General features: G+C 42.7%; 21 protein-coding genes and 2 pseudogenes. 19 read left to right on the forward strand and 4 right to left on the reverse strand.

Annotated features, from left to right (window positions below; translation table 11 throughout):
* Nucleotides 1-219 precede the first annotated feature (219 nt).
* The 4 genes and pseudogenes from FKX92_RS06530 to FKX92_RS06545 all read left to right on the forward strand — a co-directional run bounded on the left by FKX92_RS06530 (nt 220) and on the right by FKX92_RS06545 (nt 3,841).
* Complete coding sequence (locus FKX92_RS06530; RefSeq protein ID WP_149565849.1) at nt 220-1,845, forward strand: malolactic enzyme; 1,626 nt, start codon at nt 220-222, stop codon at nt 1,843-1,845.
* Nucleotides 1,846-1,922: 77 nt separating this feature from the next.
* Nucleotides 1,923-2,870, forward strand: a complete 948-nt coding sequence (locus FKX92_RS06535; RefSeq protein ID WP_149565850.1) for an AEC family transporter — start codon at nt 1,923-1,925, stop codon at nt 2,868-2,870.
* A 93-nt stretch (nt 2,871-2,963) separates the two neighbouring features.
* Nucleotides 2,964-3,071 (forward strand): annotated as a pseudogene (locus tag FKX92_RS12245) (30S ribosomal protein S9); the annotation flags it as partial.
* A 257-nt stretch (nt 3,072-3,328) separates the two neighbouring features.
* A complete protein-coding gene (locus tag FKX92_RS06545) occupies nt 3,329-3,841 on the forward strand; it encodes a GNAT family N-acetyltransferase (RefSeq protein ID WP_149565909.1) in 513 nt (170 codons plus the stop codon).
* Nucleotides 3,842-3,981: 140 nt separating this feature from the next.
* Here FKX92_RS06545 and FKX92_RS06550 read toward each other — a convergent pair whose 3' ends face one another.
* A complete protein-coding gene (locus tag FKX92_RS06550) occupies nt 3,982-5,118 on the reverse strand; it encodes a YcjF family protein (protein ID WP_061595308.1) in 1,137 nt (378 codons plus the stop codon).
* Entirely contained in the window at nt 5,108-5,344 is a 237-nt protein-coding gene (locus FKX92_RS06555; protein ID WP_149565851.1) for a hypothetical protein, read from the reverse strand. Before FKX92_RS06555 ends, FKX92_RS06550 begins: the two co-directional genes overlap by 11 nt.
* Before the next feature lie 413 nt (nt 5,345-5,757).
* Between FKX92_RS06555 and FKX92_RS06560 the strand changes: the two are divergent.
* From FKX92_RS06560 to FKX92_RS06575, 4 genes and pseudogenes are all read left to right on the forward strand, one after another.
* Nucleotides 5,758-6,200, forward strand: a pseudogene (locus FKX92_RS06560) (hypothetical protein).
* 217 nt (nt 6,201-6,417) lie between these two features.
* Complete coding sequence (locus tag FKX92_RS06565; protein ID WP_149565853.1) at nt 6,418-7,668, forward strand: dicarboxylate/amino acid:cation symporter; 1,251 nt, start codon at nt 6,418-6,420, stop codon at nt 7,666-7,668.
* A gap of 14 nt (nt 7,669-7,682) precedes the next feature.
* On the forward strand, nt 7,683-8,621 hold the full coding sequence (locus tag FKX92_RS12055) for an ATP-grasp domain-containing protein (RefSeq protein WP_187759401.1): 939 nt from the start codon (nt 7,683-7,685) through the stop codon (nt 8,619-8,621).
* A gap of 278 nt (nt 8,622-8,899) precedes the next feature.
* Complete coding sequence (locus tag FKX92_RS06575) at nt 8,900-13,126, forward strand: GH32 C-terminal domain-containing protein (protein WP_149565854.1); 4,227 nt, start codon at nt 8,900-8,902, stop codon at nt 13,124-13,126.
* A 150-nt stretch (nt 13,127-13,276) separates the two neighbouring features.
* Here FKX92_RS06575 and FKX92_RS06580 read toward each other — a convergent pair whose 3' ends face one another.
* Complete coding sequence (locus FKX92_RS06580) at nt 13,277-14,113, reverse strand: MerR family transcriptional regulator (RefSeq protein ID WP_149565855.1); 837 nt, start codon at nt 14,111-14,113, stop codon at nt 13,277-13,279.
* An 87-nt stretch (nt 14,114-14,200) separates the two neighbouring features.
* Between FKX92_RS06580 and FKX92_RS06585 the strand changes: the two genes are divergently transcribed.
* Nucleotides 14,201-15,235, forward strand: coding sequence for an NAD(P)H-dependent amine dehydrogenase family protein (locus FKX92_RS06585; protein WP_149565856.1), 1,035 nt, complete (start codon nt 14,201-14,203; stop codon nt 15,233-15,235).
* 58 nt (nt 15,236-15,293) lie between these two features.
* On the opposite strand, the gene FKX92_RS06590 is transcribed toward FKX92_RS06585, so the two are convergent.
* Nucleotides 15,294-18,401 (reverse strand): LPXTG-anchored zinc carboxypeptidase, encoded by a 3,108-nt coding sequence (locus FKX92_RS06590; RefSeq protein WP_149565857.1) that lies wholly within the window; start codon nt 18,399-18,401, stop codon nt 15,294-15,296.
* Nucleotides 18,402-18,656: 255 nt separating this feature from the next.
* Between FKX92_RS06590 and FKX92_RS06595 the strand changes: the two genes are divergently transcribed.
* The 10 genes from FKX92_RS06595 (at nt 18,657) to FKX92_RS06640 (ending at nt 26,422) form a co-directional block, all read left to right on the forward strand.
* A complete protein-coding gene (locus FKX92_RS06595) occupies nt 18,657-18,923 on the forward strand; it encodes an ACT domain-containing protein (RefSeq protein WP_149565858.1) in 267 nt (88 codons plus the stop codon).
* A 10-nt stretch (nt 18,924-18,933) separates the two neighbouring features.
* On the forward strand, nt 18,934-20,271 hold the full coding sequence (locus tag FKX92_RS06600) for a PFL family protein (protein ID WP_149565859.1): 1,338 nt from the start codon (nt 18,934-18,936) through the stop codon (nt 20,269-20,271).
* Between the two features lie 132 nt (nt 20,272-20,403).
* Nucleotides 20,404-21,300, forward strand: a complete 897-nt coding sequence (locus FKX92_RS06605) for a hypothetical protein (RefSeq protein ID WP_149565860.1) — start codon at nt 20,404-20,406, stop codon at nt 21,298-21,300.
* Between the two features lie 130 nt (nt 21,301-21,430).
* Entirely contained in the window at nt 21,431-22,132 is a 702-nt protein-coding gene (locus FKX92_RS06610) for a histidine phosphatase family protein (protein ID WP_149565861.1), read from the forward strand.
* A 99-nt stretch (nt 22,133-22,231) separates the two neighbouring features.
* Complete coding sequence (locus tag FKX92_RS06615; protein WP_149565862.1) at nt 22,232-22,930, forward strand: histidine phosphatase family protein; 699 nt, start codon at nt 22,232-22,234, stop codon at nt 22,928-22,930.
* Complete coding sequence (locus FKX92_RS06620) at nt 22,917-23,705, forward strand: M15 family metallopeptidase (protein WP_149565863.1); 789 nt, start codon at nt 22,917-22,919, stop codon at nt 23,703-23,705. Before FKX92_RS06615 ends, FKX92_RS06620 begins: the two co-directional genes overlap by 14 nt.
* Before the next feature lie 219 nt (nt 23,706-23,924).
* Nucleotides 23,925-24,248 (forward strand): PadR family transcriptional regulator, encoded by a 324-nt coding sequence (locus tag FKX92_RS06625; protein ID WP_004185416.1) that lies wholly within the window; start codon nt 23,925-23,927, stop codon nt 24,246-24,248.
* Nucleotides 24,248-24,820, forward strand: a complete 573-nt coding sequence (locus FKX92_RS06630) for a DUF2812 domain-containing protein (RefSeq protein WP_149565864.1) — start codon at nt 24,248-24,250, stop codon at nt 24,818-24,820. Before FKX92_RS06625 ends, FKX92_RS06630 begins: the two co-directional genes overlap by 1 nt.
* Before the next feature lie 41 nt (nt 24,821-24,861).
* Nucleotides 24,862-25,701: an ABC transporter ATP-binding protein gene (locus tag FKX92_RS06635; RefSeq protein ID WP_149565865.1), complete on the forward strand. Its 840-nt coding sequence runs from the start codon at nt 24,862-24,864 to the stop codon at nt 25,699-25,701.
* The gene (locus tag FKX92_RS06640) at nt 25,694-26,422 is read left to right on the forward strand and encodes an ABC transporter permease (RefSeq protein ID WP_149565866.1); all 729 of its coding nucleotides are present in this window, start codon (nt 25,694-25,696) and stop codon (nt 26,420-26,422) included. The genes FKX92_RS06635 and FKX92_RS06640 overlap by 8 nt, the downstream gene beginning before the upstream one ends.
* Nucleotides 26,423-26,494: the final 72 nt, after the last annotated feature.

Consider the following 26,494-nt stretch of genomic DNA (forward strand, 5'->3'; position numbering starts at 1 on the left):
ACCGAAAATCTTATGAGTATAGAAATTTATAACATAAAGAGGTTAAAGAATCACAAAATGGTGCTTTGAGTAATAATCTACAGAATAAAGAGTTTTCAATAACGCTTTACTTCTAGACTCATTATAACATATACACTAACGATTGTATTTTTTAAATAACAAAGTTCGCCTAAAAATACATATTAAGTGGTATAATATTATCAAAAAGGAGGTTGCACTATGACTGCATATGATATTTTAAATAACCCTTTCCTTAATAAAGGGACTGCCTTTACCTTAGAGGAACGGAAGGAACTAGGTCTTATTGGTTTATTGCCACCTTATGTTCAAACCATTGAAGAACAAGCGACACAAACTTATGAGCAAATGCAAACAAAAGTAAATGATTTGGAAAAACGTCTTTTCCTAATGGAAATTTTTAATACCAACCGGACTCTTTTCTATTACCTCTTTTCTCAACATTTGGAGGAATTCAATCCAATTGTATACGATCCAACCATTGCAGATACCATTGAAGGCTATAGTGACCTCTTTGTAAATCCACAATATGCGGGATATCTTGATATCAATCATCCTGAAAATATTGAAGCCACTTTGAAAAATGCTGCTGGGAATCGCGAGATTCGTCTCATTGTTGTAACAGATGCAGAAGGAATCCTTGGAATCGGTGACTGGGGAACAAATGGTGTCGATATTTCTGTTGGGAAATTGATGGTCTACACGGGTGCTGCTGGAATCGATCCTTCTATGGTCCTTCCTTTAGTTATTGATGCAGGGACTAACCGTGAAGAACTTCGTAACAATCCTAATTACTTAGGGAATCGTCACGAACGGGTTCGCGGAGATCGTTACTACGACTTCATTGACCAATTTGTTCAAACAGCAGAACGTCTCTTTCCTAAACTCTACCTTCACTGGGAAGACTTCGGTCGCTTGAATGCTGCCAATATTCTTGAAAAATACCGAAAACAAATTCCAACCTTTAACGATGATATTCAAGGTACAGGAATCGTTACCTTAGGTGGCATCTTTGGTTCACTAGATATTAGTGGCGAAAAATTAACAGATCAAGTTTATCTCTGCTATGGTGGGGGAACAGCTGGTGCAGGGATTGCTTCTCGTGTTCTTCGTGAAATGGTTAGTGAAGGTCTTTCTAAAGAAGAAGCCTATAAGCGCTTCTTTATGGTTGATAAGCAAGGTCTTCTCTTTGATGACATGGATGACCTAACTCCTGAGCAAAAACCGTTTGCTAAGAAACGTGCTGACTTTACTAACGCAGATAAGTTGACTGACCTGCTTGAAGTAGTGAAGACTGTGAAGCCAACCATTCTTGTAGGAACGTCAACTCAACCTAATACCTTCACTAAAGAAGTAGTAGAGGCTATGTGTGAAAATACAGAGCGTCCGATGATCTTCCCTTTGTCAAATCCAACCAAACTAGCTGAAGCTAGTGCCAAAGATTTGATTGAATGGTCAGATGGCAAAGCTTTTGTCGCAACAGGAATTCCTGCTGATACGGTTTCTTATAAAGGTGTCGACTATGTGATTGGTCAAGCCAATAATGCCTTGATTTACCCAGGCCTTGGTCTAGGTATGCTGGCTTCTGAAGCAAGTCTTTTGACTGATGAAATGATTGGAGCAGCGGCTCATTCATTGAGTGGTATTGTCAATCCAGGTCAACCAGGAGCTCCTGTTTTGCCGCCGTTCAAGTATGTAGCAGATGTTTCTATTAAAGTAGCGGAAGCAGTCGCTAAAAAAGCGCAAGAGCAAGGTCTTGCACGCGCTAAGGAAACAGATATGGCCAAAGCAGTTCGTGATTTGAAGTGGTATCCAGAGTATAAATAATTCACTGCTGCTGTCTATCCTTCGCTAGCGACAGATTTGTATGGGCTGTGGACTTAAGAAATTTAGAAAGGATACCTATGTCACTCTTTTTAACTTCGATTACGAGTATCATTCCGATTATCGTTATTATTGTTTTGGGGTATATTCTTCAGGTGAATGGATGGTTTGGAGATGACTTTGGTCCCAACCTATCTCGTTTGATCATGTATGTAGCCTTGCCAGCATCAATCTTTGTGTCGGTGATGAAATACCTAACACTAGATAAACTAATCAGTCTTTCTGGAGGTATCCTTTATACTTTTGTGGCATTTATCTTAGGATATATGGTAGCTTATATTGCAGTTATGCTTTTCAAGATCCGTCCAGGACGACGAGGAACCATGATTAATACCTTTGTTAATGCCAATACTATTTTTATCGGTTTACCTTTAAACGTTGCTCTTTTTGGGGATCAGGCTCTTCCTTATTTCTTAATTTACTATATCACCAATACGATTTCCACCTGGACATTGGGCGTGTATTTGATGACGAGCGACAGTAAATCGGGTCAAAGCAAGGAGACAACTAAATTTGACTGGAAGAAATTGCTACCAGCTCCGCTTGTAGGTTTTCTTGTGGCTCTACTAGTTTTGATTCTCCGAATTCCTATTCCAGATTTCGCAACGAACACCTTAACCTATGTTGGAAATATCGTCACTCCCTTATCTCTGATTTATATTGGTATCGTTCTTGCTAAGGCAGGCTTGAATACCATTGCTTTTGATAAAGATACAATTGTCACCTTGGTTGGACGCTTTATCCTAGCTCCTCTGATCATGCTTCTTGTCTTGAAGTTCTTTGCCCCAAATATGGCGGCAGTAGAATTTAAGACCTTTATGATTCAGTCCGCGACACCAGCTCTAGCTGTTCTCCCAATCCTTGCTAATCAAGGAAAAGGAGATGTGGAATTCTCTACGAATGTAGTGACTCTAAGTACGGTTCTATTTATCGTTGTTATTCCAATATTACAAACTTTATTAGGTTAAGAAGGAAGAGGATAGGATTGAAAGTTATGCGCTAAGAAATTCCCTATTTAAAAAATATTGATTCAAATTTTATGAAATTAATCTGTAGATCTTGTTCTGAAAAGCCTTGATATTACACTATTTTTAGTCCAACTAAAATCTATACTTTCCAAACCAGGTCTTAAGAAAGCTCGTAAAGCGTCACAATTCTCAAAACGTTAATCAATACGATTATATCAATATTTCAAAGCACTCAAGAGTTTACCTCATGGGTGCTTTTTTCGTGTTTTTTGAAAAAGTTCACCTCAAAATCCACCTTAGTTTTACCTTAATCTTGAATATTCTTTTGTTAATATTCTTTTGTGTTATAATGTAGAAAAGATATGACAAAACAAAAGTATTGGTTTAAATTCTGTAAATTTCACTTTGTGTAAAGATGAGAAAATTTGAATGTAGATAATGATGGGAGATGTTTTGCAATGATAAGTTTAGAGTTGATGTCTGAAGAAAATAGTATAGATGTATATACTTTTGAAAAAGAAAATCAAGAGTATTTTGAGCAGAATTTACCTCCTAGACCAGGTAACTATTTTGATCCAGAAAGTTTTAAGGAAATTACAAGGGAATTGTTAACGGAACAAGCAAATCATGACATCTACATGCATCTTATTAGAGATTCGCAAGGTGCTATGGTCGGAAGAATCAATTTAAGTGTTTTAGGGAATGATAGAAAAACAGCAGAACTTGGATATAGGATTGGAGAAAATTACACCAATTTAGGCTATGCAAGCGAAGCGGTTAAACTCGTTTTAGAAAGGGCGTTTCATACTTATGGTTTAAATAGAATCATTGCGGGAACAGCAACGGATAATCTGGCCTCTAAGAGAGTGCTTTTGAAAAATGGTTTCACTTTTATTAGGATCATAGAAAATGATTTACAGATTAATAATGAGTGGGTGCATACAGCAGTATTTGAGATAACGAATCAATAACATCATCATTCCCAGTTTGTTGATAGGACTGATGGAGTTATCAAACTTTACAGACATTCAAGAGTTTGCTCTTGGATGTCTTTTTTGATGTAAAAAGCAATTTAACCTAAAAATACACCAAGATTCAAAATCTTGGTGTATTATCTTTTTTTAGACAATTGTTCTCTAAAAAGTTTTGTCATTTGTTTTTGTCCGGCAGGAGTACCTAGCGCTTCTTTGCTTATTTCTCCTTTAAATATTTGTTCCATTAAAAACAGGTAAGCCTCGCCCAAAGCTGTTGTAATTAATCCAGCGGTAGTACCAGAAATTGTTCCACCAACTGCCGTTCCTACTCCGGGAATAAATTTGAGTATATTAGAAACAATTGTTTTTCCAAGGAATGTTGCTCCCCCAGACCCTAAGGTTGAGGATACAAAGGCGGTTAGAAAAGTTTTATTGATATCAAGGCCAAATATTACAGTAATGCCAGTAATCATGCTTATCTGGGTTGGAACAAGCATGAATGCATCTGCGAATGGAACTGGAGCGAAACCTTCACCAAAACTTGCTGCTACTGCAGTCGCAATGACTGCCCTAGCATGTTTTTTTTTAGATTCCAGAGATACTTTTTGGATATTTTGGAGAGTATCTTGTAGTTCAGTTGGCAATACCTCAGACATTACATCAATCAAAGTATCTAATCCAAAAGCTTTAGCGACATATTCCTCATCAAAATCCATATCTTGAGCTAAAATTGGCACAACTTTACAGACGTCTAAGTTTTCCTGCTCAACATGAGCTTTCATTTCTAATGCTTTCTTCTTAGGTACAGATTGAGTAAGGACAACAATGATTGGTACCTTAGACGTTTTATTCTTCTCAGAAAACTCTCTGAGCCATTCCACTTCCGAACTATCGAAAGTACGGTTTGAACCGACATTAATACAATACCAAATGCAGTGGATCACCTCATTGATATCATTAGAAGAGTAACCGTTGTTAATTAGTTTGATCACTTCATCTTTGACACTCTCCTGTTGGGCATATGACAATTCAAAGCCGGGTGTATCGTAGATTGCCAAAGGATATCCGTTTTTTTCAATTTTGCGAATTTCTTGAGTTACTGGTCGACCCAATCCAGTATCAGCAAAATTACCTCTAAACAAACTGTTGATTAGTGTGCTTTTGCCGACACCTGATTTCCCAATTACAATGATGTTTAATCTTTTTAAATTATGAATTCTATCATTAATCGCATTGAGACATTGTTGAGCAATATTGTCAGTATTAATTTGCATGATCTTCTACCTTTTTATATTCAGATTTTTTAACCAATTTGTCCTTGCAATCAAAATTGACTTTTCGATGATTAGTTATTTTTACTTGCTTTTTATATAAATAATTTGTTGTTTTTTTCAAAACTTTAGGCAGAATCACTGTGGAAGCTAAAATTAAAGCTCCGCTTCCTAAGATATATTTTACTTTAGAAGAATTTCTTTTTTTATTACCTTTTGTCTTTGACATAATATTTCTCACTAATATGGTATTTTAAATAATTATATCATATAAGAAATTAAAAGAGTCAATTTAATGATTTTGCTTATCTCTTTGTTTTAAAGAATTTAGAACAAATTCTTCGATAGAAATTGAAGTAATGTTAGCAGTGAACTATAAGGTGTAAAGAAGAGGGGGCAAAGATATTGAAGATAGAAAAGCAGTTATGTGGCTTTCAGCTTGTCTCACTCTCCAAGGTACAAGAAAAATAGACCAACAGCTTTGTGGGTGTGTTTCATAGATTTAGTAATTTATAGATTTTTAAAAATTTATATAGTACACTAGATATGTAATATTGAGTTTTGAGTGACTGAACAATTAGTATGGATGTTACCAGCTGTTTTAGAAAATTAGTGTGGTATCAAAAAATTTAAGGAGACGTTATTAAGAAACGAACGAAAATCATAATTGCAACAATTGCATCAATAGTTGCGCTCGTAAGTCTGGGAGGATGTGCCATGACTCAAAAAGAAAGTAATAAACAAGATAAGAAAGTTACTTCTTCAAAAAAGAATATCACAGATGACAAGGAAGCCATCAAACAAAAACAACTCGCCTATCTCAAAGAACATGAGCAAGAAATTATAGATTTGGTAAAAGCTCAAAGTCCAAAAGTCGAATCAGTTCAGATTGATTGGGAACAGACGCAATGGAGTGATGGCGCTCTTACAAATCCCGAGTATTATATTAATGTTTTTGGGCGTATAAATAATATTGAAGAATCGGGTTGGGGAGTAGATGTACCAATTAATGATGATAAGTCAATTGATATGGGGGGATGTTTATGCTCCATGAACCTACGATAGGAGGTGGACCTATTGCCTAATTGGAATTTAAAAAGTTTTAATAATATATGCTTCGTTAGAGGAATCATTCTATAGGGATAAAACTAATAGACATTCAAGAGTTATTTCTTGGATGTCTTTTTTCCATTATTCAACTTCCCTATAAAATTCTTCTATTACTTTCATAGAAAATATATATTAGCCAGATAGGGGCAATCATAGTAAAATAGCTATCAAAATAGACTAAAGGGGTTTGGAATGAAGTTAGTTTCTTTATGGTCAAAGGTTTCTCTGGGCTTGCAGTTGTTGATTGCTTTAATTTTTGGGGTTCTTGTTGCTCTTATCTGGCCGCAATTTTCGGCTTTTTACCAGTTTTTGGGTCAAGCTTTTATCAGTTTGATTAATATGGTGATTATTCCGCTGGTCTTTCCGGTTGTGGTCGTAGCTGTAGCTGGTGTGATTGGTAAGAAATCTTTCGGGAAGCTCTTGTCAAAGAGTCTGCTCTATTTCTTTGGGGTCACGACGGCGATTACCTTTATTTTTGTCTTTGCAGCTTATTATCTAGGCTTTGGTCAGGGAGTCAATATCGGTCAGGCGGGAGCCAGCATTGACGGGATTGCCAAAAGTATTCAGTTGGATGAGTTTTTGCTTAGCTTCATTCCCTCTAATATCGTCAAGTCGCTTTCAGAAGGGGCTTTGCTTCCTATCATCGTCTTTGCGATATTCTTGGGTTATGGTCTTGGGAGTCTTAAGGAAGACAAGTCACAGAAGTTTATTGATTTATTACAAATTTGGATTGAGGCTATTTATAAAATTGTCGGTGTGATTGTGAAGCTGTCTCCGATTGGTATTTTTGGTTTTATTGCTAAGGATGTGGCTACGACAGGAGTTGACAAGTTGGTCGGTTTGGGGCAATTTGTAGCAGGAACTTATCTGGCTTATGCGGTGCTAGCTTTAGTGATTTTTCCTTTGATTGCTTTTACTTTCAGAATTCCTTATCTGACAAGTTTACAACGGATTTGGAGTCTTCTGACTTTAGCTTTTGTCTCTGGTAGTTCCAGTGTTGTCCTGCCACCTCTATTAAAAGATTTAAAGAAGCAGGGCTATGATGAGCATGTCATAGATTTAGTTGTGCCTTTGGGTTACACTTTTAATCTTGAGGGAGCCGCTGTGTATTTCTCTGTAGCAACTATTTTTATTGCCCATGCTTATGGGATTGCTTTTTCTGTATCAGGGCTTTTCTTTACTGTTTTGCTTTTGACTTTGATTGGTAAAACAGCTGCAACGGTGCCTTCAGGAGCGATTGTTGTCTTGCTGGCAGCTGCGCCTCAGCTAGGCCTGCCGGTAGAAGGCGTTGCCCTGATTTTTGCGGTTGATTTCTTTGTCAATGCTGGTCGCACTGCCCTCAATGTTCTAGGCCAGGTCTTGGCCGTCAGTGTTATTGAAAAGACGGAAGGCAATGTAGTAGAAGAATCGAAAAGCAGCAAGCTGGCTGTTCGGTATTCATAATGGAGAGGAGACTTATGAGTCAAGCAAAAGTATACGTTATTCATGAAAATTTGGAGTGGACGCAGCACTTGGTAAAGTGGCTGGAGGAAAAAGATGTGCCCTATGAACTTTGGGATTTGTCAAGTGGGGTCCTAGATCTGCAGAGTCCGCCCCCGACAGGAATTTTCTACAATCGGATGTCTGCTTCTTCTCATACGCGTGGACACCGCTATGCACCAGAATTTACAGAACAAGTTCTAACTTGGCTGGAAGCTCACGGTCGCAAGGTCATCAACGGCAGCGGGGCTATTAATCTGGAAATCAGCAAAATTAAACAGTATTTGAAGCTTTCTGAGGTTGGAATTGCTTATCCAGAGACAGTAGCCGTTTTGGGACAAGAGAATATTCTGGAAGCAGCTAGAAAGCTTAATATTTATCCTCTGATTACCAAGCATAATCGGGCTGGGAAAGGTTTGGGTGTGCAGCTCTTCAATAGTGAGGAAGAGTTGGAAGCCTATATAGACAGTCCTGCTTTTGAGCCTTCTGTGGATGGGATTACCCTGCTTCAGGCCTATATCAAGCCTGCGGATGGTCGGATTCGCCGTTCGGAGTTTATTAACCAGAAGTTTCTTTATACTGTGTCCATTGATTCATCAGACGGCTTTCAGCTTTGTCCGGCAGATGGGTGCCAGATTGGGCAAAAGCCTGCTCAGTTGGAAACATCGGATAAGTTTCAAATCACGGATCCGCTGCCTGCTAGTCAAAGACAGGCTTATGAAACCTTTCTAGCTAAGGCTGGTATTCATGTAGCAGCTATTGAGTGGGTAGAGTCGGAGGCGGGTCAGATTTATGTCTATGATGTGAACACCAATACCAACTATAATCCGACAGCAGAAGAAAAAGCAGGAATTTTTGCTCATCAGCACTTGGCAGAATATCTAAAGAACGAGCTGGCAACATCCTATCCTGAATAAATTTAAAACAAACAAGAGCTTTCCGTTTTGGAGGCTTTTTGTTTTTTCTTCGTTTCTAAAATATGACATCTGTCATTTTGTTTTTGTGACAAACGTTAGGTGAAGCGCTTACAAAAATTTGTTATATTTAGATTATTGAGATTGCTTCTTTTTTATAAAGGAGTTAGGTGCTAAACGAGGTGTTCATTTTGAACAAGAAAAGGTGAAAGGAGTGCGTTATGTAGCAGTGATTTGGTTGTGAGGAGTCTGATTTTATTTTTAGAATATTGAGGTGTGTCATGAAAAATCATCAGGAAAAAGTGTGTAAAAATTGGTTTATGAGAAAAAGCGGCAAGCGTTGGGTTTTTGGGTGTGCCCTGCTGGCTTTTGGAGCTTTCTTGTTAGATGGTGGCGGTGTGGTTTATGCGGATGAGGGTAAGGCTAATCCAGCTCCTGCTCAGGTCTTGCAGGCTGATTCATCAGCTGTCTCGGAGCCTGAGAGCGGGCAAACAGCTGCTTCTACAAGGAATGCTGATAAGACAGAGAACCTTGTAGCCGGGGAGACTGCTGCAACTGCAGCGACGGAAGCAGATGATCAGGATGCAGTAGTAGAGTCAGCTCATCAGAAGGCTGATAAGGAAAATCAAGTCACAGCAAACGCTAAAGAGACCAAACAGGAAGAAGACGAACAGCCAGCGGCGAAGGAAGTTGCTTCGGAAAAAATCCCTGCCGTAGAGACTGTAGATAAGCAGTCAGGCTTCAATACTAATTTGGCAGAAGCCAAGGGAGACAAAAATGGAGTTTGGGAAGTCCGGGAACAAGGTCTTTATAGTGATGCCAGAGGCAAAGGTGATAGTTTCCTTTACTCTCAAAGTCAGGGCAAGGATTTTGTTTACTCGACGGATGTAACTTTTCTCAGTAAGGAAGGGGCAGCAGCCCTCATTTTCCGCAGTAATAATAATCCGGATGACAAGAGCAGCTATGCAGTTAATATTGATGGTGGCAGCAACAATGTGAAGTTTTGGCGTTGGCAAGGCGGACGTGACTATCAGTTTATCAATGAAAAACATATTGAGCCAACGGATGATAATAAATATCGGCTCAAGGTCGTTTCTATCGGCTCTTGGGTATCCTACTATGTCAATGATATTCTAGTGGTCAGCTCAGGAGATTACACGCTTCAGAGAGATGATAAGGGGCAGAATACTTATCTGTCAGAAGGCTATTTTGGCTTACTTAACTGGAACAGTGAGCTGCTTTTTCAAAATACCTTTTATAAAGAAATCACTCCTCGGTCTAATCCCGAGTTGGAGGATATAAGGGTGACTTCTTCGGTTGGGAAAGTGGAACAGAAAGGTCAGTTCACTGCCCCTATCACTATCCAGTATGTCAAGCATAATGCTGAGACTGTAGACTTGACTGCCGTAGCGAAAAATCCCGCTGCCAAGGTAAGCGTGACCGATGCTGCAGGTAGGGTTTATAGTGATTTGAAGAATATTCCGCTGGCAGTGGGGGCAAACTATCTGACTGTGACCAGTACTGTGACGGATGCGGATGGGCAGGAGGTCAGCCTGACTTACCGGCTCAATGTCCATCGTCGGCAGGCAGATGAGGTATACTACAATGAGCTCTATCGCGGTCAGTATCACTATTCGGTCAAGGACGGTTGGGCCAATGATCCCAACGGGCTGGTTTATTACAAGGGAGTCTATCATTTCTTCTATCAGTTTTACGACGATACCAAGTGGGGGCCTATGCACTGGGGCCATGCGACCAGCAAGGATTTGATTCATTGGGAAGAACAGCCGATTGCCTTTTATCCAGATGCTAATGGGGCTATGTTCTCAGGCTCTATCGTAGCAGATACTACCAATTCCTCTGGTTTATTTGACAATGACCAGGGCGGTTTAGTCGCGCTGATTACTGCCGATGGAAACGGTCAGCGCATCAAGTTGGCCTACAGTAAGGATGAGGGTCGGACTTGGACGAAGCTTGATCAAATTGCAGCTGACTGGACGGATGATCCACTGCAATCTCAGGATTTCCGTGACCCCAAGGTCTTCCGTTGGGAGGGTAAATGGTTTATGGTCGTTGCAGGCGGACCGCTGAGAATTTATTCGTCTGATAACCTGCGTAATTGGAAGGTTGAGTCAACTTATGCGGATCTCCATACGGAGTGCCCAGATCTCTATCCTCTACTGGCAAATGATGGTAGCCTAAAATGGGTCCTGTCTCGTGGCGGGCGCTCCTATAAGGTCGGTGATTTTAGACAGGTGGAGGGCAAGTGGACCTTCATCCCAGATGCTGAATTTGCTCAGGCTGATCAGGTTATGAACTTTGGTAAAGATTCTTATGCGGCCATGACTTACTACGTTCAGGACTTTGGCAGCAAGGCTAATCCAACCCTACCCGACATTATCGAGTCTAACTGGATGAATACCTGGGAAGACTACTGCAATCTGGTAGCCGATACCGTCGGTCAGAAGTTTAACGGCACCTTCAACCTTAACCTCAAACTAGGCCTTATCAACCAAGACGGCAGCTATCGGCTGACTCAGACGCCAATAGCAGCCTATCAGTCTCTGCGTCAGGAAGACAAGGCTGTGTTGTATAAAGACGTAGAAGTCAGTGAGAAGAATGGGCTGTTGAAAGGTTTTTCCGGTGATCAGTATGAAATTGTCTCTACTTTTCGGCCGAGTGAAACGACCAAGAAAGTCGGTTTTAACCTGCGGGTTGGAGATGGAGAAGTGACTAGAGTTACCTATGATTTAGAAAAGGAAACTCTCTCTATTGACCGCAGCCGGTCCGGCATTATTCTCAGTAATAAATTTGCTCAGGTGGATAGTCAGTCCGTCAAGCGCAATGCAGATGGCAGCATAGATCTGCATCTCTACGTAGATCGCTCCAGCCTAGAAGTCTTTGCCAAAGGATATACTGTAGCGGGTGCCAATCAGATTTTCCCTGCGCCAAATAGCCTTGCGGCTAGTGTGTTTGTAGAAGGTGGTGCAGCTAAGGCTGACATTGCTCTTTATCCGCTGAAGGGCATCTGGAAAGACAAGCAGGCAGTGACCAAACCACTGGAACTAGTGCAGGCTTCTCCTGTAACAAATAATATTTATGTCGGTGATAGTTTGGATTTGAAAGCATATGTCATGCCAGCAAGTGTCTCTCAAGCGGTCAGCTGGAGTGTGGATCAGCCAGAGCTGGTCTCTGTCACGGAAGATGGCAATAAGCTACGAGTGACTGCTCTGCAAAGAGGGGTGGTCAAGGTAACAGCAACCTCTAAGGAAAATCCAAGTCTTTCCAAGGTCTTCACCATCAATATCAGCCGTAATGACTTTAAGACCAATGTTCCAGATCTAAAAGCTGTTTCCGGTAAGTGGTATGTCGACGGTGAAAGTCTCTATAATCAGAATACCAGCGCCAATGATTATTATATGGGAGGTCAGAAGATACCTTTCCTTGAGTATAACTTGGATGTGGATCTCAAGTATCAAAAAGGCTTGATTAACATCTTCTATGCGTCTGAAAATGTTGACCCTCGCAATGCTTATTCTATTCAATTTGGTGATAATGATAAGATTCGACTTTACCGCTTTATGGGAGAGACGATTGCAGAAAGTAGCATGAATGGCAAGCATCTTAATGACGGCCAGTTCCACCATGTTAAGCTAGTGAAAACTAAAAATGGTGTCAGTGTATCTGTGGACGGTGTAGAATACCTGAACCACCAATTTGATACGGTTGAGCCTTATTATAATGATGCCTACGTTGGTCTGGGGCTCTGGGATGGGGACTTGGAAGCGCGCAATTTCTTTGTGACCAATCTTCGTGCCCCAGCAGTTAATAAGGCTTCTCTGCAGAAAGTGGTAGACAGTACGGCTAGTCTAGATCCAAACCTCTACACAGATGAGACAGTTCAGGCTTACCAGTCAGCCTTGGCTCGAGCCCAGTCTCTCTTGGCAGATGAAAAAGCGGAGCAGGCAGATTTAGATAGAGCAGAACAGGATCTGAAGGCAGCTCTTGCTGCTCTGGCTGTGAAACCAAGTCATCAGGTCACTCCAGAAGAAGGGATAAAGGACCTAGTGGAAGAAAAGCCTTTCTTAGAAATCGTAATGGAAGAGATTGCATATCAGACCCGAGAACAGGAAAATCCAGAACTGGAAAGAGGGCAGCGGCGGATACTTGTAGCCGGCCAAAAAGGTCAAAAGCGAGTCTTTGTAGAAGTCTTGAACGGTCAGCGAACCATCCTTGGTCAGGAAGTGCTCTCTCTAGCAGTTGACGAACTAGTAGAAGTTGGCAGCAAGGTGGTGGCTGAAAGTGCTAAACAGCCTTTGACAAGGACCCGGCCTCAAGCTCTGAAGCAAGGTGAGGAAGGGAAAGTTATTCCGTCGCCAAGATTGCAGCCAGCTCCCGACTCAGCTCTGCCTAAGACTGGCACTCAAGAAGATAAGTTTTTGCCTCTGGCTGGTTTAGCTTTTCTGGGAATGGGTCTTCTAGCTGGAAGGAAGAAACAAGAAGACTAAGATGCTAAGCAATGGCTATTGGCACATAAAAAGGATGGGTGTTTTCCCGTCCTTTTTTGATATAATTATGGCTTGCGAAATGATTCGTTTCTAGCTGAGCATGCTCCAGTATTTGGCAAGAAATTTCGCTACATCCTCTTTCCTCCTTTCTTAATCCTCTATCCGAACTTGCATTCGGATGAACATATCGCGGTGCTGCTCCTGGAGTTGTGGCTGTTCATGAATGACCTCGCAGATATAATCGCCCACGGGAGTATATCCAGCTTGGGTCAGAGCCTGGTAAAAATGCGGCAGAGCTTTAAGTTCATCTGCAAAGGAAGGGCAGTAAGCGACTGCATAATTTCCTGCCGGCAGCAATATTCGATTTAAGTGAGGGAGTTCATTGGGAGTATGATGGAAGAGAAAGAGTTGTTTGGAAATCCATCTTTCTTTTTGGAAATCTTCTTGTTTCATAATGGAGCCAACACGGCTGAAATGATTGAAAAAAGGACTGTAACGCAGGATTTCTTGCTTGAAGCAGCGGAGAGCAAGTTCGTATTCTTCACTTTTCATTTGATAAATATTTTGATCAATTTCAAAAGTAAGCAGCTGCCGCTCAGGAAAAGTTAGGATTTCCAGTTCTTGCTCGCTCTGTTTTTCGCCATAGATACGGGCACCAGACCGAAAGATTTCGATTTCTTGGATTTGTTTTTCTAAATTCTCTTTTTCCTCTAGAAGGCGCTGATAGCGTTCCTCGATAAGCTGATGCAGTTGAAAATGGTCTTTGTCAGATAGGATTTCTTTGATGTCTTCTAGAGAAAAATTCAGTTGACGCAGGTACTGGATGGAGTCAACCAGAGAAGATTGATTGATGTGGTAGTAGCGATAGTTGGTTTCTGGATCGACTTTATAAGGTTTTAAAAGACCGATTTGGTCATAGAATCGTAGAGTTTGGATGGAAATCTGATTTATTTGGGAAAATTCTCCGATACGCAAAATTTTTTTCATTTTTAAAAACTCTCTATTGACTCTCTAGTTACTAGAGATATTATACTATAATTGTGAAAATAATAACAATTAATGGAGGGGTTTGCCATGAGAAATACAAAAATTCGTGCTGTTCAGTATGGCTGCGGCAAGATGTCTAAAGTGATTTTCAAGTACCTACTGGATCACGGTGTAGAAATTGTCGGAGCTATTGATAACAATCCTGCTGTAGTAGGACAGGATGTTGGTGATTTTGCAGAGCTAGGCTATAAGACTGGCGTCCTGATTTCTGATAATGCTGAACGTGTCTTTGGAGAGTGTGACGCTGACATTGCCATTGTCACCATTGCTTCCTATATGCCGGAAATGTATGATTTTTTTGAAACAGCTATCAAGCATGGAGTTAATATCATCACGACCTGTGAGGAAGCTATCTACCCTTGGACGACGTCGCCATCCGAAACAAACCGCTTGGACAAGCTGGCTAAAAAATATGGTGTCACTGTAATGGGCTCAGGCATGCAGGATATTTACTGGATTAATATGCCTTGCTTGGCTATGTCTGGCCTTAATCGCATTCAAAAGGTGAAAGGGATTGTCAGCTATAATGTGGAAGATTATGGTCTAGCTTTGGCAGAAGCGCATGGTGCTGGTTACGATTCAGAGCGATTTGAAAAGGAAATTGCTAGTGCTGAGAGTCTGCCGTCCTATATGTGGAATGCTGCTGAAGCTATTTGCTCTAAGATGAACTGGACCATTCAGGATATTTCGCAAAAGAGCGTTCCTTACATTTTGGATGAAGATGTTTATTCTGAAACGCTGGGACGCACAGTCCCGGCGGGGCAAGTAACAGGTATGTCAGCTGTGACAACCATTCATACCCATCAGGGAATTGAGTTGGAAGTAGAGTGTATTGGCAAGGTCTATCGTGAAAATGACGGAGATATGTGTGATTGGGAAATTACTGGTGAGCCAAATCTAGTCTTCTCAGTCAGCAAGCCTGATACTGTAGCCTTGACCTGTGCCACTATCGTCAATCGAATCCCTTCTGTGTTAGATGCACCGGCAGGTTATGTGACTTCAGAGTTGGCGCGTTACTTGGCCTATCCGACTTATCCGCTTCATACCTATGTGGAAAAATAGCAGAGCTTATAACTAAAAATACACCTCCCGCATCAATTGGGAGGTGTGTTTTTAAGTATTAGTCTTCCTTTTTCTTTAAAAGTAAGAGTCCAGCTGCTCCTGCGATTAGGAGTCCGGCTAGAGCAAAGCTAGCAGTTTTTTCTTGGCTGCCGGTCTGCGGAAGGGTCTGACTCTTATAGGTCAGGACCACCGTTTGAGCCGGTGGATTCACTGTAGCAGGCTTCCAGTCAAGGACAGTCTGACTTGGCGCTTGATAGGTTGGGGCAGGTGCCGCAGGACTTGGGAGGTCTGTCAGCTTGGCCAACTGGCTGCCAAAGATAGCATTCGAGATCCAGCGGTAGAAGTGAACAGGGTGAAGCCGGTTGGTCGGATTGCCAGCATAGACAAAGAGAGGCTGTTCTTTATAAGTGCCGGCAATGGCTACGACTTTGTTTGCCAGTTGTTCATTGCCAGGCCACCAGCCAGCGATGTAGAAGTCACTGCCAGCAATGCTGGCAAGAGTCCTAAAGTTGGCAGGAATCTTAGCAATCCAGTTACCAGAGTTGGAGTAAAAGAGTTCATCCTTCTTGTAGCCGCTGGTCAGCGGGTCTTGGTCTTGTATAATGGCTTTCATCAGTCCTTCATAGTCACTGCCGTTCTTGAAGCGCTCAGCATCAAATCCATCTAAGATTCCTAGTTTTTCCAAGCGCTGCATAGCAGAGCCTCCGACGACGATGGTTGGCTTAAGTCCGACAAGAGACTTGTCATAGTTGTTGCTTTCAAGGACGATGACGTCCGCTTCTTCTGGGCTGTCAACGATTTCAAAGCCCATATTTTTCAGAGCCAAAGCAGTGTGAGCTGGTGAGTCCACACCTGCCCAGTAAAACTGATGTGGTGGTGCGTAGACCTTGAGAGGCTTCAGAGTCGGTCCTTGTGGAATCTTATAAAGGGCGTCACCGTAAATAGCATAACGATCTAAAAGGCTAGTAAAGGTCAGTGTATCAACGATGTAGCCGTCATCTGTCAGGTAGACCTTCTTACCTTCAGCAAGAGCTTGGTTGACAGCCTTGACCGCGCTCTCAGACGTATTGGCAATGACGTAATAAGGCGCTTTATGATCAACCTGACTGGTCCGAGCAGCACGGAGGGCTGTCACGTCGCCTAGCTTGCCTTCAAAGAGCTTGTCGCCGAAGACTGGCTGGGCTTTGAAGCCTTTCATATCAGGGAAATTGACGACCAATTCCGCATACATGGCAGCCCACTTGGATTCATTTGAGCCTTTGTAGAGGACATGATTGGCATAGCCACGCTTGGCCTGCGCCATATCGACAACCAAATCGCCTTTTTTATAGTTGCCGCTGTCTTCCTTGAGTTCTTTGACCAGGACACCGTTGCGCTTGAAATAGTCAATCATATTAAAGGCTTCTTGGGTATCGTTGTCCTTGTCCACTCCCATCGGGATGACATAGTAGTCTGGGAAGAATTTTTCCTGTCCTTTTTTAATCCGGCCTACGACCTGACCATCAGGTCCGACGAGTTCATTTTCTGCCTTAGGATCTTCGACTTTATTGATGCCGCGCAGGTAGAAGTTGAGACGCATCTCCATGAGCTTGTCGGGGTTCTGAGCCAGATAGTCAAGGCCTCCTAAAACTGCATAATATCCAGCCTTGTAGGACTCTTGATTGCCCTCCGGAATTTCGATGGTATGTCCCAGGATGCCATGGTACATAGAATAAACCGCTGTGTAGCCGGAGAAGGAATCGTCCCATCCGTCTCCCCAGTCCAGTTTTGGAATGATGTATTTGTCGTAGCCAGAGTTGGCAACGCCGGCCCGCCCCATATGACGGGCATTGTCCAGCATGAGGTCAACTAAAAGGTCATATTCAAAGTTAGGATCGTGAGGCGGAGTCGCTGGCTCAATCAGGAATTCCTTGACAAATCCGTGGATATCATAGAGGGCAATTGGGTTCCATTTGTTAATCAATCCAGCAACGGTACGGGTTTCAGGATTGGCTTGGTAACCAGTGTCACGGTTAGGGTCAAGTCCATTGGCCAGAGCCCGAGTGTTGAGGACATCGCCGTCAGGGTTCTCCGTAAAGTCAAAGAGGAAGATAAACTTCTTTAGTAAATCTTGGATTTTGAGAGTGACAAGTTTTTCAGAACCATCGGCAGCGGTTGTTTTGAAGTTGACTTGGTCTTTAGTTGCAAAAGTTTTAAAGAGACCTGTGATAATATCAATAGCAGGCTGTTCATCAGCATGGGTGTTGTTAATGAGCACAGGCAGTTTATAATCTAAGTTGCCTTTTTTGAGAGCTGCCAGCATTTCTGCTGGTTTGGTCAAGGCCTGCGGATTAGTTGTGCTGAGGTAGTCGTCGATGCTCTTTTGGTCAGAACTGATGATGCCCAGCTTGATATCGCGCCCCTGAGCACTCTTTCCGATATTCTCAATCTGTACCAAGCGATCAGTCTTGGCATCCTGACTGCTCTTTTCGATGGATTCCAGCATCTCCTCATGGCTGTGGAAGTCTTCATAAGGGCGCAAGACGATATTTTTGCGAATGGTCAAGCTCAAGTCCTGGCTCGTACCAACCAGTTCATGCTTGCCAATGAATTTTCGATAGGTCCGGCGGATATTATGGGGAGAGCGCAGGCTGAGATCGTCTCCGAAAAGCTTTTGAAACTGCAGATTCAGATGAAGATCGTTCCCGTCGGCCTTTTCCTCAATTGTGACAAAGGGTTGGCCGGTAAAGGTGCCGCTGTCCATGTTCCAGGTTTTCCAGTCGGCAATCGGTTTATTGTCCAGAGTCCAGGTCAGCTTGCCCGCCTGAGAAGCCTGTCCTTGGACGGTTTCCTTGACCTCTGCAGGCTCGGACATATAGACAGTGCTGTCGGCCAGCTGGGTCTTGGCTTCTTCAGAAGCAGCTGTTCTTGTTTGAGCTGCTGCAGAGACAGCTGGATTGTCCGCTGCAGGAGCAGGAGTCTGTTCTTTTTCTCCTGTCTGATTTGGAACAGCTTGAGCAGCTTCTGTCGCAGGAGTTACAGCCTCTATCTGATTGGCGGCTGGCTGTGACTCAGTGCTGTTCTGCTGGTCAGCAACGGCCTTGCCCTGAGCTAAGACAGCCATCAATACAGCGGCTGATAAACTCAAGGCCTGAGTATAGAGACGCTTCTTGTATGAATCGTTCATTAGGAAATCTCCTTTGTGTAAAACATTCTATATTTAGTATAACAAATATCGAAAGCGCTTTCAAACAAAAAATAGAAAAATATACAAAGATGTTCAAAATAGTTTCTCAGGTGAATTGCTGAGCATATGAGAATCTTCCTTGTTTCAAGTGCTATTTGTAATATCCGAACCTTCTGCCTTTATTTTCTGAAATAGTATACAAAATCCTCGAATTTATGCTACAATGAGACAAACTAAAAATGATTGGAGCCAAGCATGAAAGCAATTATTACCGTTGTCGGAAAAGATAAAACAGGGATTGTAGCCGGAGTTTCTACTAAGATTGCGGAGCTGGGGTTGAATATTGATGATATTTCCCAAACCGTTTTGGAGGAATATTTCACTATGATGGCCTTGGTGTCAAGCGATGAAAAGCAAGATTTTACGGCCCTTCGCAATGTGTTTGAAGCTTTCGGACAAGAGCTCAATGTCAAAATCAACATTCAAAGCGCAGCCATTTTTGATGCCATGTACAATATCTAAGGAGTGAAGGATGGATATTAGACAAGTAACAGAAACCATTGCCATGATTGAGGAGCAGAATTTTGATATTCGGACCATCACCATGGGCATTTCACTTTTGGACTGTATCGACACAGATATTGATCGGGCAGCGGAGAAGATTTACCAAAAAATCACGACCAAAGCGAAAGACATGGTGGAAGTTGGGAACGAAATTGCAGCAGAGCTCGGGATTCCTATCGTCAACAAGCGGGTCTCAGTGACTCCAATTTCTCTGATTGGGGCAGCGACAGACAGCAGAGACTACGTGCCTCTGGCCAAGGCTTTAGACAAGGCGGCCAAGGAAATCGGTGTTGACTTTATCGGTGGCTTCTCGGCCTTGGTCCAAAAGGGATATCAAAAAGGCGATGAAATCCTTATTAATTCCATCCCGCGCGCTTTGGCTGAGACGGATAAGGTCTGCTCCTCTGTCAATATCGGCTCAACTAAGACCGGCATCAATATGACGGCAGTTGCGGATATGGGGCGGATTATCAAGGAAACGGCCCAGCTTTCTGACATGGGTGCGGCCAAGCTAGTCGTCTTTGCCAATGCGGTAGAAGACAATCCTTTCATGGCAGGCGCCTTTCACGGTGTCGGCGAAGCAGATGTGGTCATCAATGTCGGTGTTTCTGGGCCAGGGGTTGTTAAGCGAGCCTTGGAAAAGGTCCGTGGTGAGAGCTTTGACGTGGTCGCTGAAACGGTCAAGAAAACGGCCTTCAAAATCACCCGTATCGGTCAGTTGGTCGGTCAGATGGCTAGTGAGCGTCTGGGCGTCAAGTTCGGGATTGTTGACTTGAGTCTGGCTCCAACACCAGCGGTCGGAGACTCAGTGGCCCGTGTCTTGGAAGAAATGGGCTTGGAAACAGTCGGTACTCATGGCACGACAGCGGCGCTTGCTTTGCTTAATGACCAAGTCAAAAAAGGCGGTGTTATGGCCTGCAATCAGGTTGGCGGACTGTCTGGTGCTTTCATCCCTGTGTCAGAAGACGAGGGCATGATTGCGGCTGTCCAAAATGGCTCGCTCAATCTAGAAAAGCTAGAAGCTATGACAGCTATCTGCTCTGTAGGTTTGGATATGATTGCCATTCCAGAGGCGACGCCGGCTGAAACCATCGCAGCCATGATTGCGGATGAAGCGGCGATTGGAGTTATCAATCAGAAGACGACAGCTGTGCGGATTATTCCGAAAGGCAAGGAAGGCGATATGATTGAATTTGGCGGACTCTTGGGAACAGCTCCGGTCATGAAGGTCAATCAGGCTTCGTCAGCTGACTTTATCGCGCGGGGCGGTCAGATTCCAGCGCCTATTCACAGCTTTAAAAATTAAAAAGCTAGATTTGAAACAGCTTTTAAGAAAGCATTATAAAGGACAGCTATTCAGTTTCTGAGTAGGAGTTTGTGGGATTGAATCTAGCTGGATGCTTGAAATATAGGGGATTATAAGGAGATTGTTTAGGTTATGAATAAAAGAGAGCTAGCTGAGCTGGCCCTTGATTTAGGTTTGGATTTTGATAAGGAGAGCGGCATTATATATGGCCGTAGAAGGGATTATGCTTTTTATCTAGAGACCATAACAGATGGCGACGAATTTGCGATTTTTTTCTCGGTCAGATGTGAGCAAGGTTATATCGGTCGAGATACCTTGGAAGCTCTGATTAACGATTCCGAGGTTTTGATTGATTTTGAGAGAGCTGGCTACAGCCTAGCCTGTCAGATTTTGGCTGATCAGGATCGGGATTTGCTGCCGGATATTTTGGAGGAGGCTATCGAAGACTGCACCCGCTACTTTAAGGAACAAGGGCTGGTTAGCGCCTGTGAGAAAACCGGTGAAACCGGAGAGGTCGACCTGTATCAGTTCAAAGGAGATTGGCTCTTTCTCACGCCATCTAGCTATGAGCGGATGGTTTCGATCTCACAGGATAAGGTGACAAAGCGCTCCCTTCCTCATCAAAATCCGCAGAAAATACATTATTTTCTGGGTGTTCTCGGAGCATTCTTTACGAGCTTGCTTGGTGCATGTCTTGTCTTCTTTCTGACAGGTGCATCCTTGGCCATGGGCTTCATATCAAGTTTTACACTGCTATTTAGCATTGCTTGCTATGAAAAATTTGTCAAAGGCGTTTCTGTTTTAGGAATTGTCGCAAGTTTCTTTTTTACTTTAGCGATGAGCTTTTTAGCTGTTCAAATCGGTTATGCCAATTCTTTTTACCAAGGAGAAGGCAATATTTTGCAAGCCGTTATCGCTATTAATAAAGCCGCTTTATCCGGACAGTTTGGTCTTAATTATTGGCTTCATTATCTGTTCATTATTTTTGGATGTGTCAGTGCCGTAAAAGTTCATATTAAGTCTCTATAGTTGATTAGATGCTGACTTCACGGTGAGCTGCAGTCTATCAAGATGAGGAAGCGTCTTCTCCCTCTTCTTTATCTAAAGAATACGAAGGCCTATACTATAATAAACAAAGAAAAAATAAAAGAGGTGAAGTATGTCAAAAACAAGACTCTATGTTATCCGTCATGGCAAGACCATGTTCAATACTATCGGCCGAGCTCAGGGCTGGTCTGATACCCCGCTGACTGCTAAAGGCGAGCGAGGTATTCGTGAGCTAGGTATCGGATTGCGAGAGTCGGGTTTACCTTTTGTTAGGGCTTTTTCCAGTGATAGCGGCCGGACCATTCAGACCATGGGGATTATCCTAGAGGAGCTGGGCCTGACTGGCCAGATTCCCTATCGCTATGACAAGCGCATCAGGGAGTGGTGCTTTGGCAGTTTTGATGGTGCTTATGGGGGTGAGCTCTTTCATGGCGTTATCCCACGAGTTCTTAAGACGGATAATTACAAAGAACTCAGTTGGCCAGATTTGGCGAATGGCCTGGTAGAAGTGGATACAGCTGGTTGGGCTGAGCCTTGGGACAAGCTTAGTGGTCGAATTTTAGAAGGATTTGAAGCCATTGCTAGAGAGGTGGAGTCCTCTGGTGGCGGAAATGCTCTGGTCGTCAGCCACAGCATGACCATTGGTACTTTGGCTTATCTGGTTGATGAGAATATCACGAAAAATCCTAATGTCGAAAACGGCAGTGTCACAGTGTTGGAGTATGAAGATGGTCGCTTTAGCATTCAAGCTCTGGGCGATGTGTCTTACCGTCAGATCGGCGCAGCCATATTGGACCGAGAAAATCAAGAATGAGCAGGAGTTTTGAGACTCCTGCTTTTTGCTTTGAAAGCCAGATGGCGCCAATTTCTTCATAAAATGGTATAATATGAAAAGAACAACGGAGGAAATGAAATGGCAAAAACAAGATTATACTTGGTTCGTCATGGCAAAACCATGTTTAATACTATCGGCCGAGCTCAAGGCTGGTCTGATACCCCTTTGACAGAAGTTGGGGAACGTGGTATTCATGAGTTGGGCATTGGTTTGAGAGAAGCTGGGCTTGATTTCAAATTGGCTCGTTCCAGCGACAGCGGCCGGACTATTCAGACCATGGGCATTATTCTAGAGGAGCTGGGTTTGACAGGACAGATTCCTTATACCTTTGACAAACGGATTCGCGAATGGTGTTTTGGCAGTTTTGATGGTGGTTATGATGGAGAGCTCTTTATGGGTGTGATGCCCCGGGTTTTCAATATTGAGCACGTTCATCAGCTCAGCTATGCTGAGTTGGCAGAAGGCCTTGTAGAAGTCGATACAGCAGGCTGGGCAGAAAACTGGGAAAAACTCAGCGGCCGAATCTGGGAAGGCTTTTCAGCCATAGCTGAGGAGTTGGAAGCTGCTGGCGGCGGCAATGCCCTTGTAGTCAGCCACGGCATGACCATCGGAACCTTTGTCTATCTAATCAATCGAACTCGGCCTCATGGTTTGGACAATGGCAGTGTGACGGTTGTAGACTATGAAGACGGTAAATTCACAGTAGCTTGCGTCGGAGACATGTCTTATCGAGAGGCCGGTGCCAAAGTAATGGAGGAAGAAGTTGAAGAGCGCTAAACATCGCAAAGAAAAGAGAAAATCGAAGTCTAAAAAGATTGGGTTGACACTTTTGCTGTTAATCGTCTTGTGTCTGGCAGCTGGAGGAACGGCGATTTATTTCCGTCCGTCCTTATTACAAGATCTGCTTGCAAAGATTCAGTTTTTGGGTTCGTCTAGCAGTTCTGCTAATAAGGGCTCTTCTAGCTCAGAGAGTTCACAGTCTGATTTGCCCAAGGTGTCTTCTACTGACTGGAATTTGATTTTGGTCAATCGTGACAACCAGCAAGAAGAAAAGACGCCTGATCTGACTCAGATTGGAGAAATTCAGGTGGACAGCCGCATTGCTGAAAATACTCGGCAATTCCTAGCTGCAGCCCAAGCGATAGCTCCTGAAGAAACTCTAATCTCTGGCTATCGCAGCCGAGCTGAGCAGGAGGAACTCTATAACGAAAAAGTTGCTGGGGAAGTCGCCAAAGGCTTGTCGAATGAAGAAGCAGTTAGCATCGTGCTGAAACAGGTGCAGCTTCCAGGAGCCAGTGAGCATCAAACGGGCTTGGCTATTGATATGAGTGCTCCAGAAGGCCAGGAGGATGAAGTGGCAGCCAAGATTGCTGAGCTAGCTCCCCAATATGGCTTTGTCCTTCGCTATCCGGATGGCAAGAGTGACGTTACTGGAGTTGATTTTGAGAACTGGCATTACCGCTATGTCGGTGTGGAGAATGCCCAGTATATGCAGAAGCATAATCTGGTTCTGGAAGAATATATCGCCCTACTCAAGGCAGCGGGAAAATAAAAAAGTAAGTCAGGTGTTCCTGGCTTTTTTTATGCTGATTTATCAGGATGCAGGTCTCTAATCCTTTTAGCTTCTGATTAAATCAACTACAAGTATTGAAAGATAAAAATGAATCACTTTTTGTAAAAAATATTTATAAATCCTTGACAACTATATCGAACTGCGATATAATTTTTTATATCAAGGTTCGATATATCGAGGTGAAAGTGAGATAAAAAGATGAGTGGACTGACAGAAAAGCTTAGGAGAGTCTATGTGCCAATGACAGAGACAGGTTTTTATATCCTCTTCTGTCTTCAGAAAGAAAGGCATGGCTACAGTATTACTCAAAAAGTCAAGGATCTGACAGAAGGACAGCTATCTATAAGCCCGGGGACCATGTACGGAACCTTGGCAAAGATGGAAAAAGATGGTCTGATTGCCTTTGTTCGTGAGGAAGAAAAGAGAAAGCTCTATTCTATCACGGAGCTTGGGAAGCAGATTTTAGAGTTGGAAATACAACGGATTGAGCGCCTTTACCGCAATAGTAAGGAGGAAGTTTGATGGAAAAGAAGATTGTCTATAAAATCTTTACCATTGCAGACTATGACAGAGAAGCAGCTTATTTTAAAAAAATGCATAGCCAAGGCTGGAAATTGAAAAAAGTAAGTTATTCTCCCTTTCTTGTTGCGGTTCGTTATACTTTTGAAGCATGTCCGCCTCAGGAAGTGGCCTATCAATTAGATTTTCGCCCTATAAAGAAAGCGGAGCAAGAATCCTATTATCAACTGTTTGAGGATTGTGGCTGGGAGCATATTACAAACTTTAATCAATTTTCTTATTTCCGCAAGCCAGTTTCTCAGCTTGATGCAGACAGCGATCTTGAAATCTATAATGATGCTTGGTCTAAGCTAGAAATGGTCAAGCGTTTGCTTGTATGGCGATTTTTGCCAGCCATCATGGTTTTGTGTGTCACTACCTATCTCATCCTAGATATTTCCCAGAAAAGTTTAAAAGCAAGTCTATTATTCAAGTCAATCTTAGCAATAGACTGTGTTATATTGCTCATTCTGTTCTGCCAACTGGTCCATATTGCCTTGCGTTTTTGGAAAATGAGGCAGGAACTGAAAGATTAATTGCAGTTTTGTTAAATACTGTTGTGAAAGCGAGGAAAACAATGAAAAAGACCATTATTGAAGTGCAAGGCTTGAAAAAGAAATTCAAGGAACAAGAAGCCTTGGCAGGAATCGATTTTTCCATCCGAGAGGGAGAAATTTTTGGCTTCCTAGGACCATCTGGATCTGGTAAAACGACGACTATCAATATCTTGACTGGACAGTTGTCCGCAGATGCTGGGACAGCTCATGTGCTGTCTGCACCGGTTGAGGATTTAAAGGCAGAAGTCCTGGAGCAGATTGGGATTGTCAGCGATGGCAGCGGTTTTTATGAAAAGATGTCACTTTATAAAAATCTCAAGGCTTATGCTATGCTCTTTGGTGTTAATATGACAGAAGTCGATGAACTTCTCCGAAAAGTGGGGCTTTATGATAGTCGCAACAAGGTGGCTGAAAAACTATCTACGGGTATGAAGCAGCGCATGTTACTGGTGCGAGCCTTGATTAATCGACCTAAACTGCTCTTCTTGGATGAGCCAACCAGTGGTTTGGATCCGTCAACCTCTCGCACCATTCATGAACTACTGCTAGAACTAAAAGCTCAGGGGACAACTATTTTTCTGACAACCCATGATATGCAGGAAGCTACCCTCTTGTGTGATCGCTTGGCCTTGCTAAGTAAAGGAAAACTAGTCGAAGTAGGCAGTCCGCATGAGATTATCCAAAAGTATAATACAGATAAGAAGGTTCGTTTAGAATATGTAGATTTGACGACAAAGACGGTGGCCTTTGAGGAACTACAAGGAGGCTTGGATTTGTCCAATGTTATCAGTATTCATTCCTGCGAACCAACTTTGGAAGATGTTTTCATCACGTTGACAGGAGGTACCTTAAATGTCTAATAAATTAAAAGGTATGATTTGGCTGAGAGGTCAAGTGACACTAGCTAATAAAAGTATTCTGTTGCAGGTCTTCATGCCGATTTTTCTCATTTTTCTCTATAAATTTATTTTTTCACTGAATGGAGCAGGTAAGGAAATTGGAGCGGATAAACTAGCTACTATGTTGCTTACGATCTCTCTGCCTTTCTCTCTAGCCATGTCTGTTGGAACACCTATTATCATCATCCTAGCTGAGGAAAGAGAAAAACATAATTTGCAAAGTTTGCGCTTGGCTGGTGTGACAGCGGGTCAATATATTCTCTCCGCTTTAATCTGGCCTGCGATTATTGGGATTTTTTATATCGTCATTACCCCAATTTTGGTAGGAGCTAAGCTTTCTAATCATCTGTTCAGCTATAGTTTGGTTCTCTTATTGACCATGCTGGTCTTAATTTTCTTCTTTTTAATGGTTGGTCTGTTTTGTAAAAATCAGGTCATGGCACAATCTCTTAGTGTTCCAGCCATGCTCTTGGCGGCATTTATTCCTATGTTTTCAAATATGAGCGAGGATTTATTTAAGGTGCTGCGTTATAGCTTTATGGGCCTCTTTAGTAGTTATATGAAAGATTGGTCTCATTTCCATTTATGGAGTGGAGAATTTTTGGCTCTGCTACTTTGGCTGCTTCTTTTTGCAGGAATTTCTTTCTATTTGATGCGCCGTTTGCAAATCTTGGACGACTAATCTAGGTCGCTAGACTGATTTTTAGCACTCTTGTAAAAAGAGTGCTAATTTTTTGAGTTTTTGTCTTGACTT

Source organism: Streptococcus sanguinis, assembly GCF_008329445.1.
Lineage (GTDB): Bacteria > Bacillota > Bacilli > Lactobacillales > Streptococcaceae > Streptococcus > Streptococcus sanguinis_O.

Excerpts from the sequence above, each read along its gene's own strand:
- FKX92_RS06565 (WP_149565853.1), top strand. The coding sequence starts at position 6,418 with ATGAAGTTAGTTTCTTTATGGTCAAAGGTTTCTCTGGGCTTGCAGTTG.
- FKX92_RS06635 (WP_149565865.1), top strand. The coding sequence starts at position 24,862 with ATGAAAAAGACCATTATTGAAGTGCAAGGCTTGAAAAAGAAATTCAAG.
- FKX92_RS06535 (WP_149565850.1), top strand. The coding sequence starts at position 1,923 with ATGTCACTCTTTTTAACTTCGATTACGAGTATCATTCCGATTATCGTT.
- FKX92_RS06625 (WP_004185416.1), top strand. The coding sequence starts at position 23,925 with ATGAGTGGACTGACAGAAAAGCTTAGGAGAGTCTATGTGCCAATGACA.
- FKX92_RS06590 (WP_149565857.1), bottom strand. The coding sequence starts at position 18,401 with ATGAACGATTCATACAAGAAGCGTCTCTATACTCAGGCCTTGAGTTTA.
- FKX92_RS06530 (WP_149565849.1), top strand. The coding sequence starts at position 220 with ATGACTGCATATGATATTTTAAATAACCCTTTCCTTAATAAAGGGACT.
- FKX92_RS06580 (WP_149565855.1), bottom strand. The coding sequence starts at position 14,113 with ATGAAAAAAATTTTGCGTATCGGAGAATTTTCCCAAATAAATCAGATT.
- FKX92_RS06575 (WP_149565854.1), top strand. The coding sequence starts at position 8,900 with ATGAAAAATCATCAGGAAAAAGTGTGTAAAAATTGGTTTATGAGAAAA.
- FKX92_RS06555 (WP_149565851.1), bottom strand. The coding sequence starts at position 5,344 with ATGTCAAAGACAAAAGGTAATAAAAAAAGAAATTCTTCTAAAGTAAAA.
- FKX92_RS06550 (WP_061595308.1), bottom strand. The coding sequence starts at position 5,118 with ATGCAAATTAATACTGACAATATTGCTCAACAATGTCTCAATGCGATT.
- FKX92_RS12055 (WP_187759401.1), top strand. The coding sequence starts at position 7,683 with ATGAGTCAAGCAAAAGTATACGTTATTCATGAAAATTTGGAGTGGACG.
- FKX92_RS06595 (WP_149565858.1), top strand. The coding sequence starts at position 18,657 with ATGAAAGCAATTATTACCGTTGTCGGAAAAGATAAAACAGGGATTGTA.
- FKX92_RS06600 (WP_149565859.1), top strand. The coding sequence starts at position 18,934 with ATGGATATTAGACAAGTAACAGAAACCATTGCCATGATTGAGGAGCAG.
- FKX92_RS06610 (WP_149565861.1), top strand. The coding sequence starts at position 21,431 with ATGTCAAAAACAAGACTCTATGTTATCCGTCATGGCAAGACCATGTTC.
- FKX92_RS06630 (WP_149565864.1), top strand. The coding sequence starts at position 24,248 with ATGGAAAAGAAGATTGTCTATAAAATCTTTACCATTGCAGACTATGAC.
- FKX92_RS06585 (WP_149565856.1), top strand. The coding sequence starts at position 14,201 with ATGAGAAATACAAAAATTCGTGCTGTTCAGTATGGCTGCGGCAAGATG.
- FKX92_RS06615 (WP_149565862.1), top strand. The coding sequence starts at position 22,232 with ATGGCAAAAACAAGATTATACTTGGTTCGTCATGGCAAAACCATGTTT.
- FKX92_RS06545 (WP_149565909.1), top strand. The coding sequence starts at position 3,329 with ATGATAAGTTTAGAGTTGATGTCTGAAGAAAATAGTATAGATGTATAT.
- FKX92_RS06640 (WP_149565866.1), top strand. The coding sequence starts at position 25,694 with ATGTCTAATAAATTAAAAGGTATGATTTGGCTGAGAGGTCAAGTGACA.
- FKX92_RS06605 (WP_149565860.1), top strand. The coding sequence starts at position 20,404 with ATGAATAAAAGAGAGCTAGCTGAGCTGGCCCTTGATTTAGGTTTGGAT.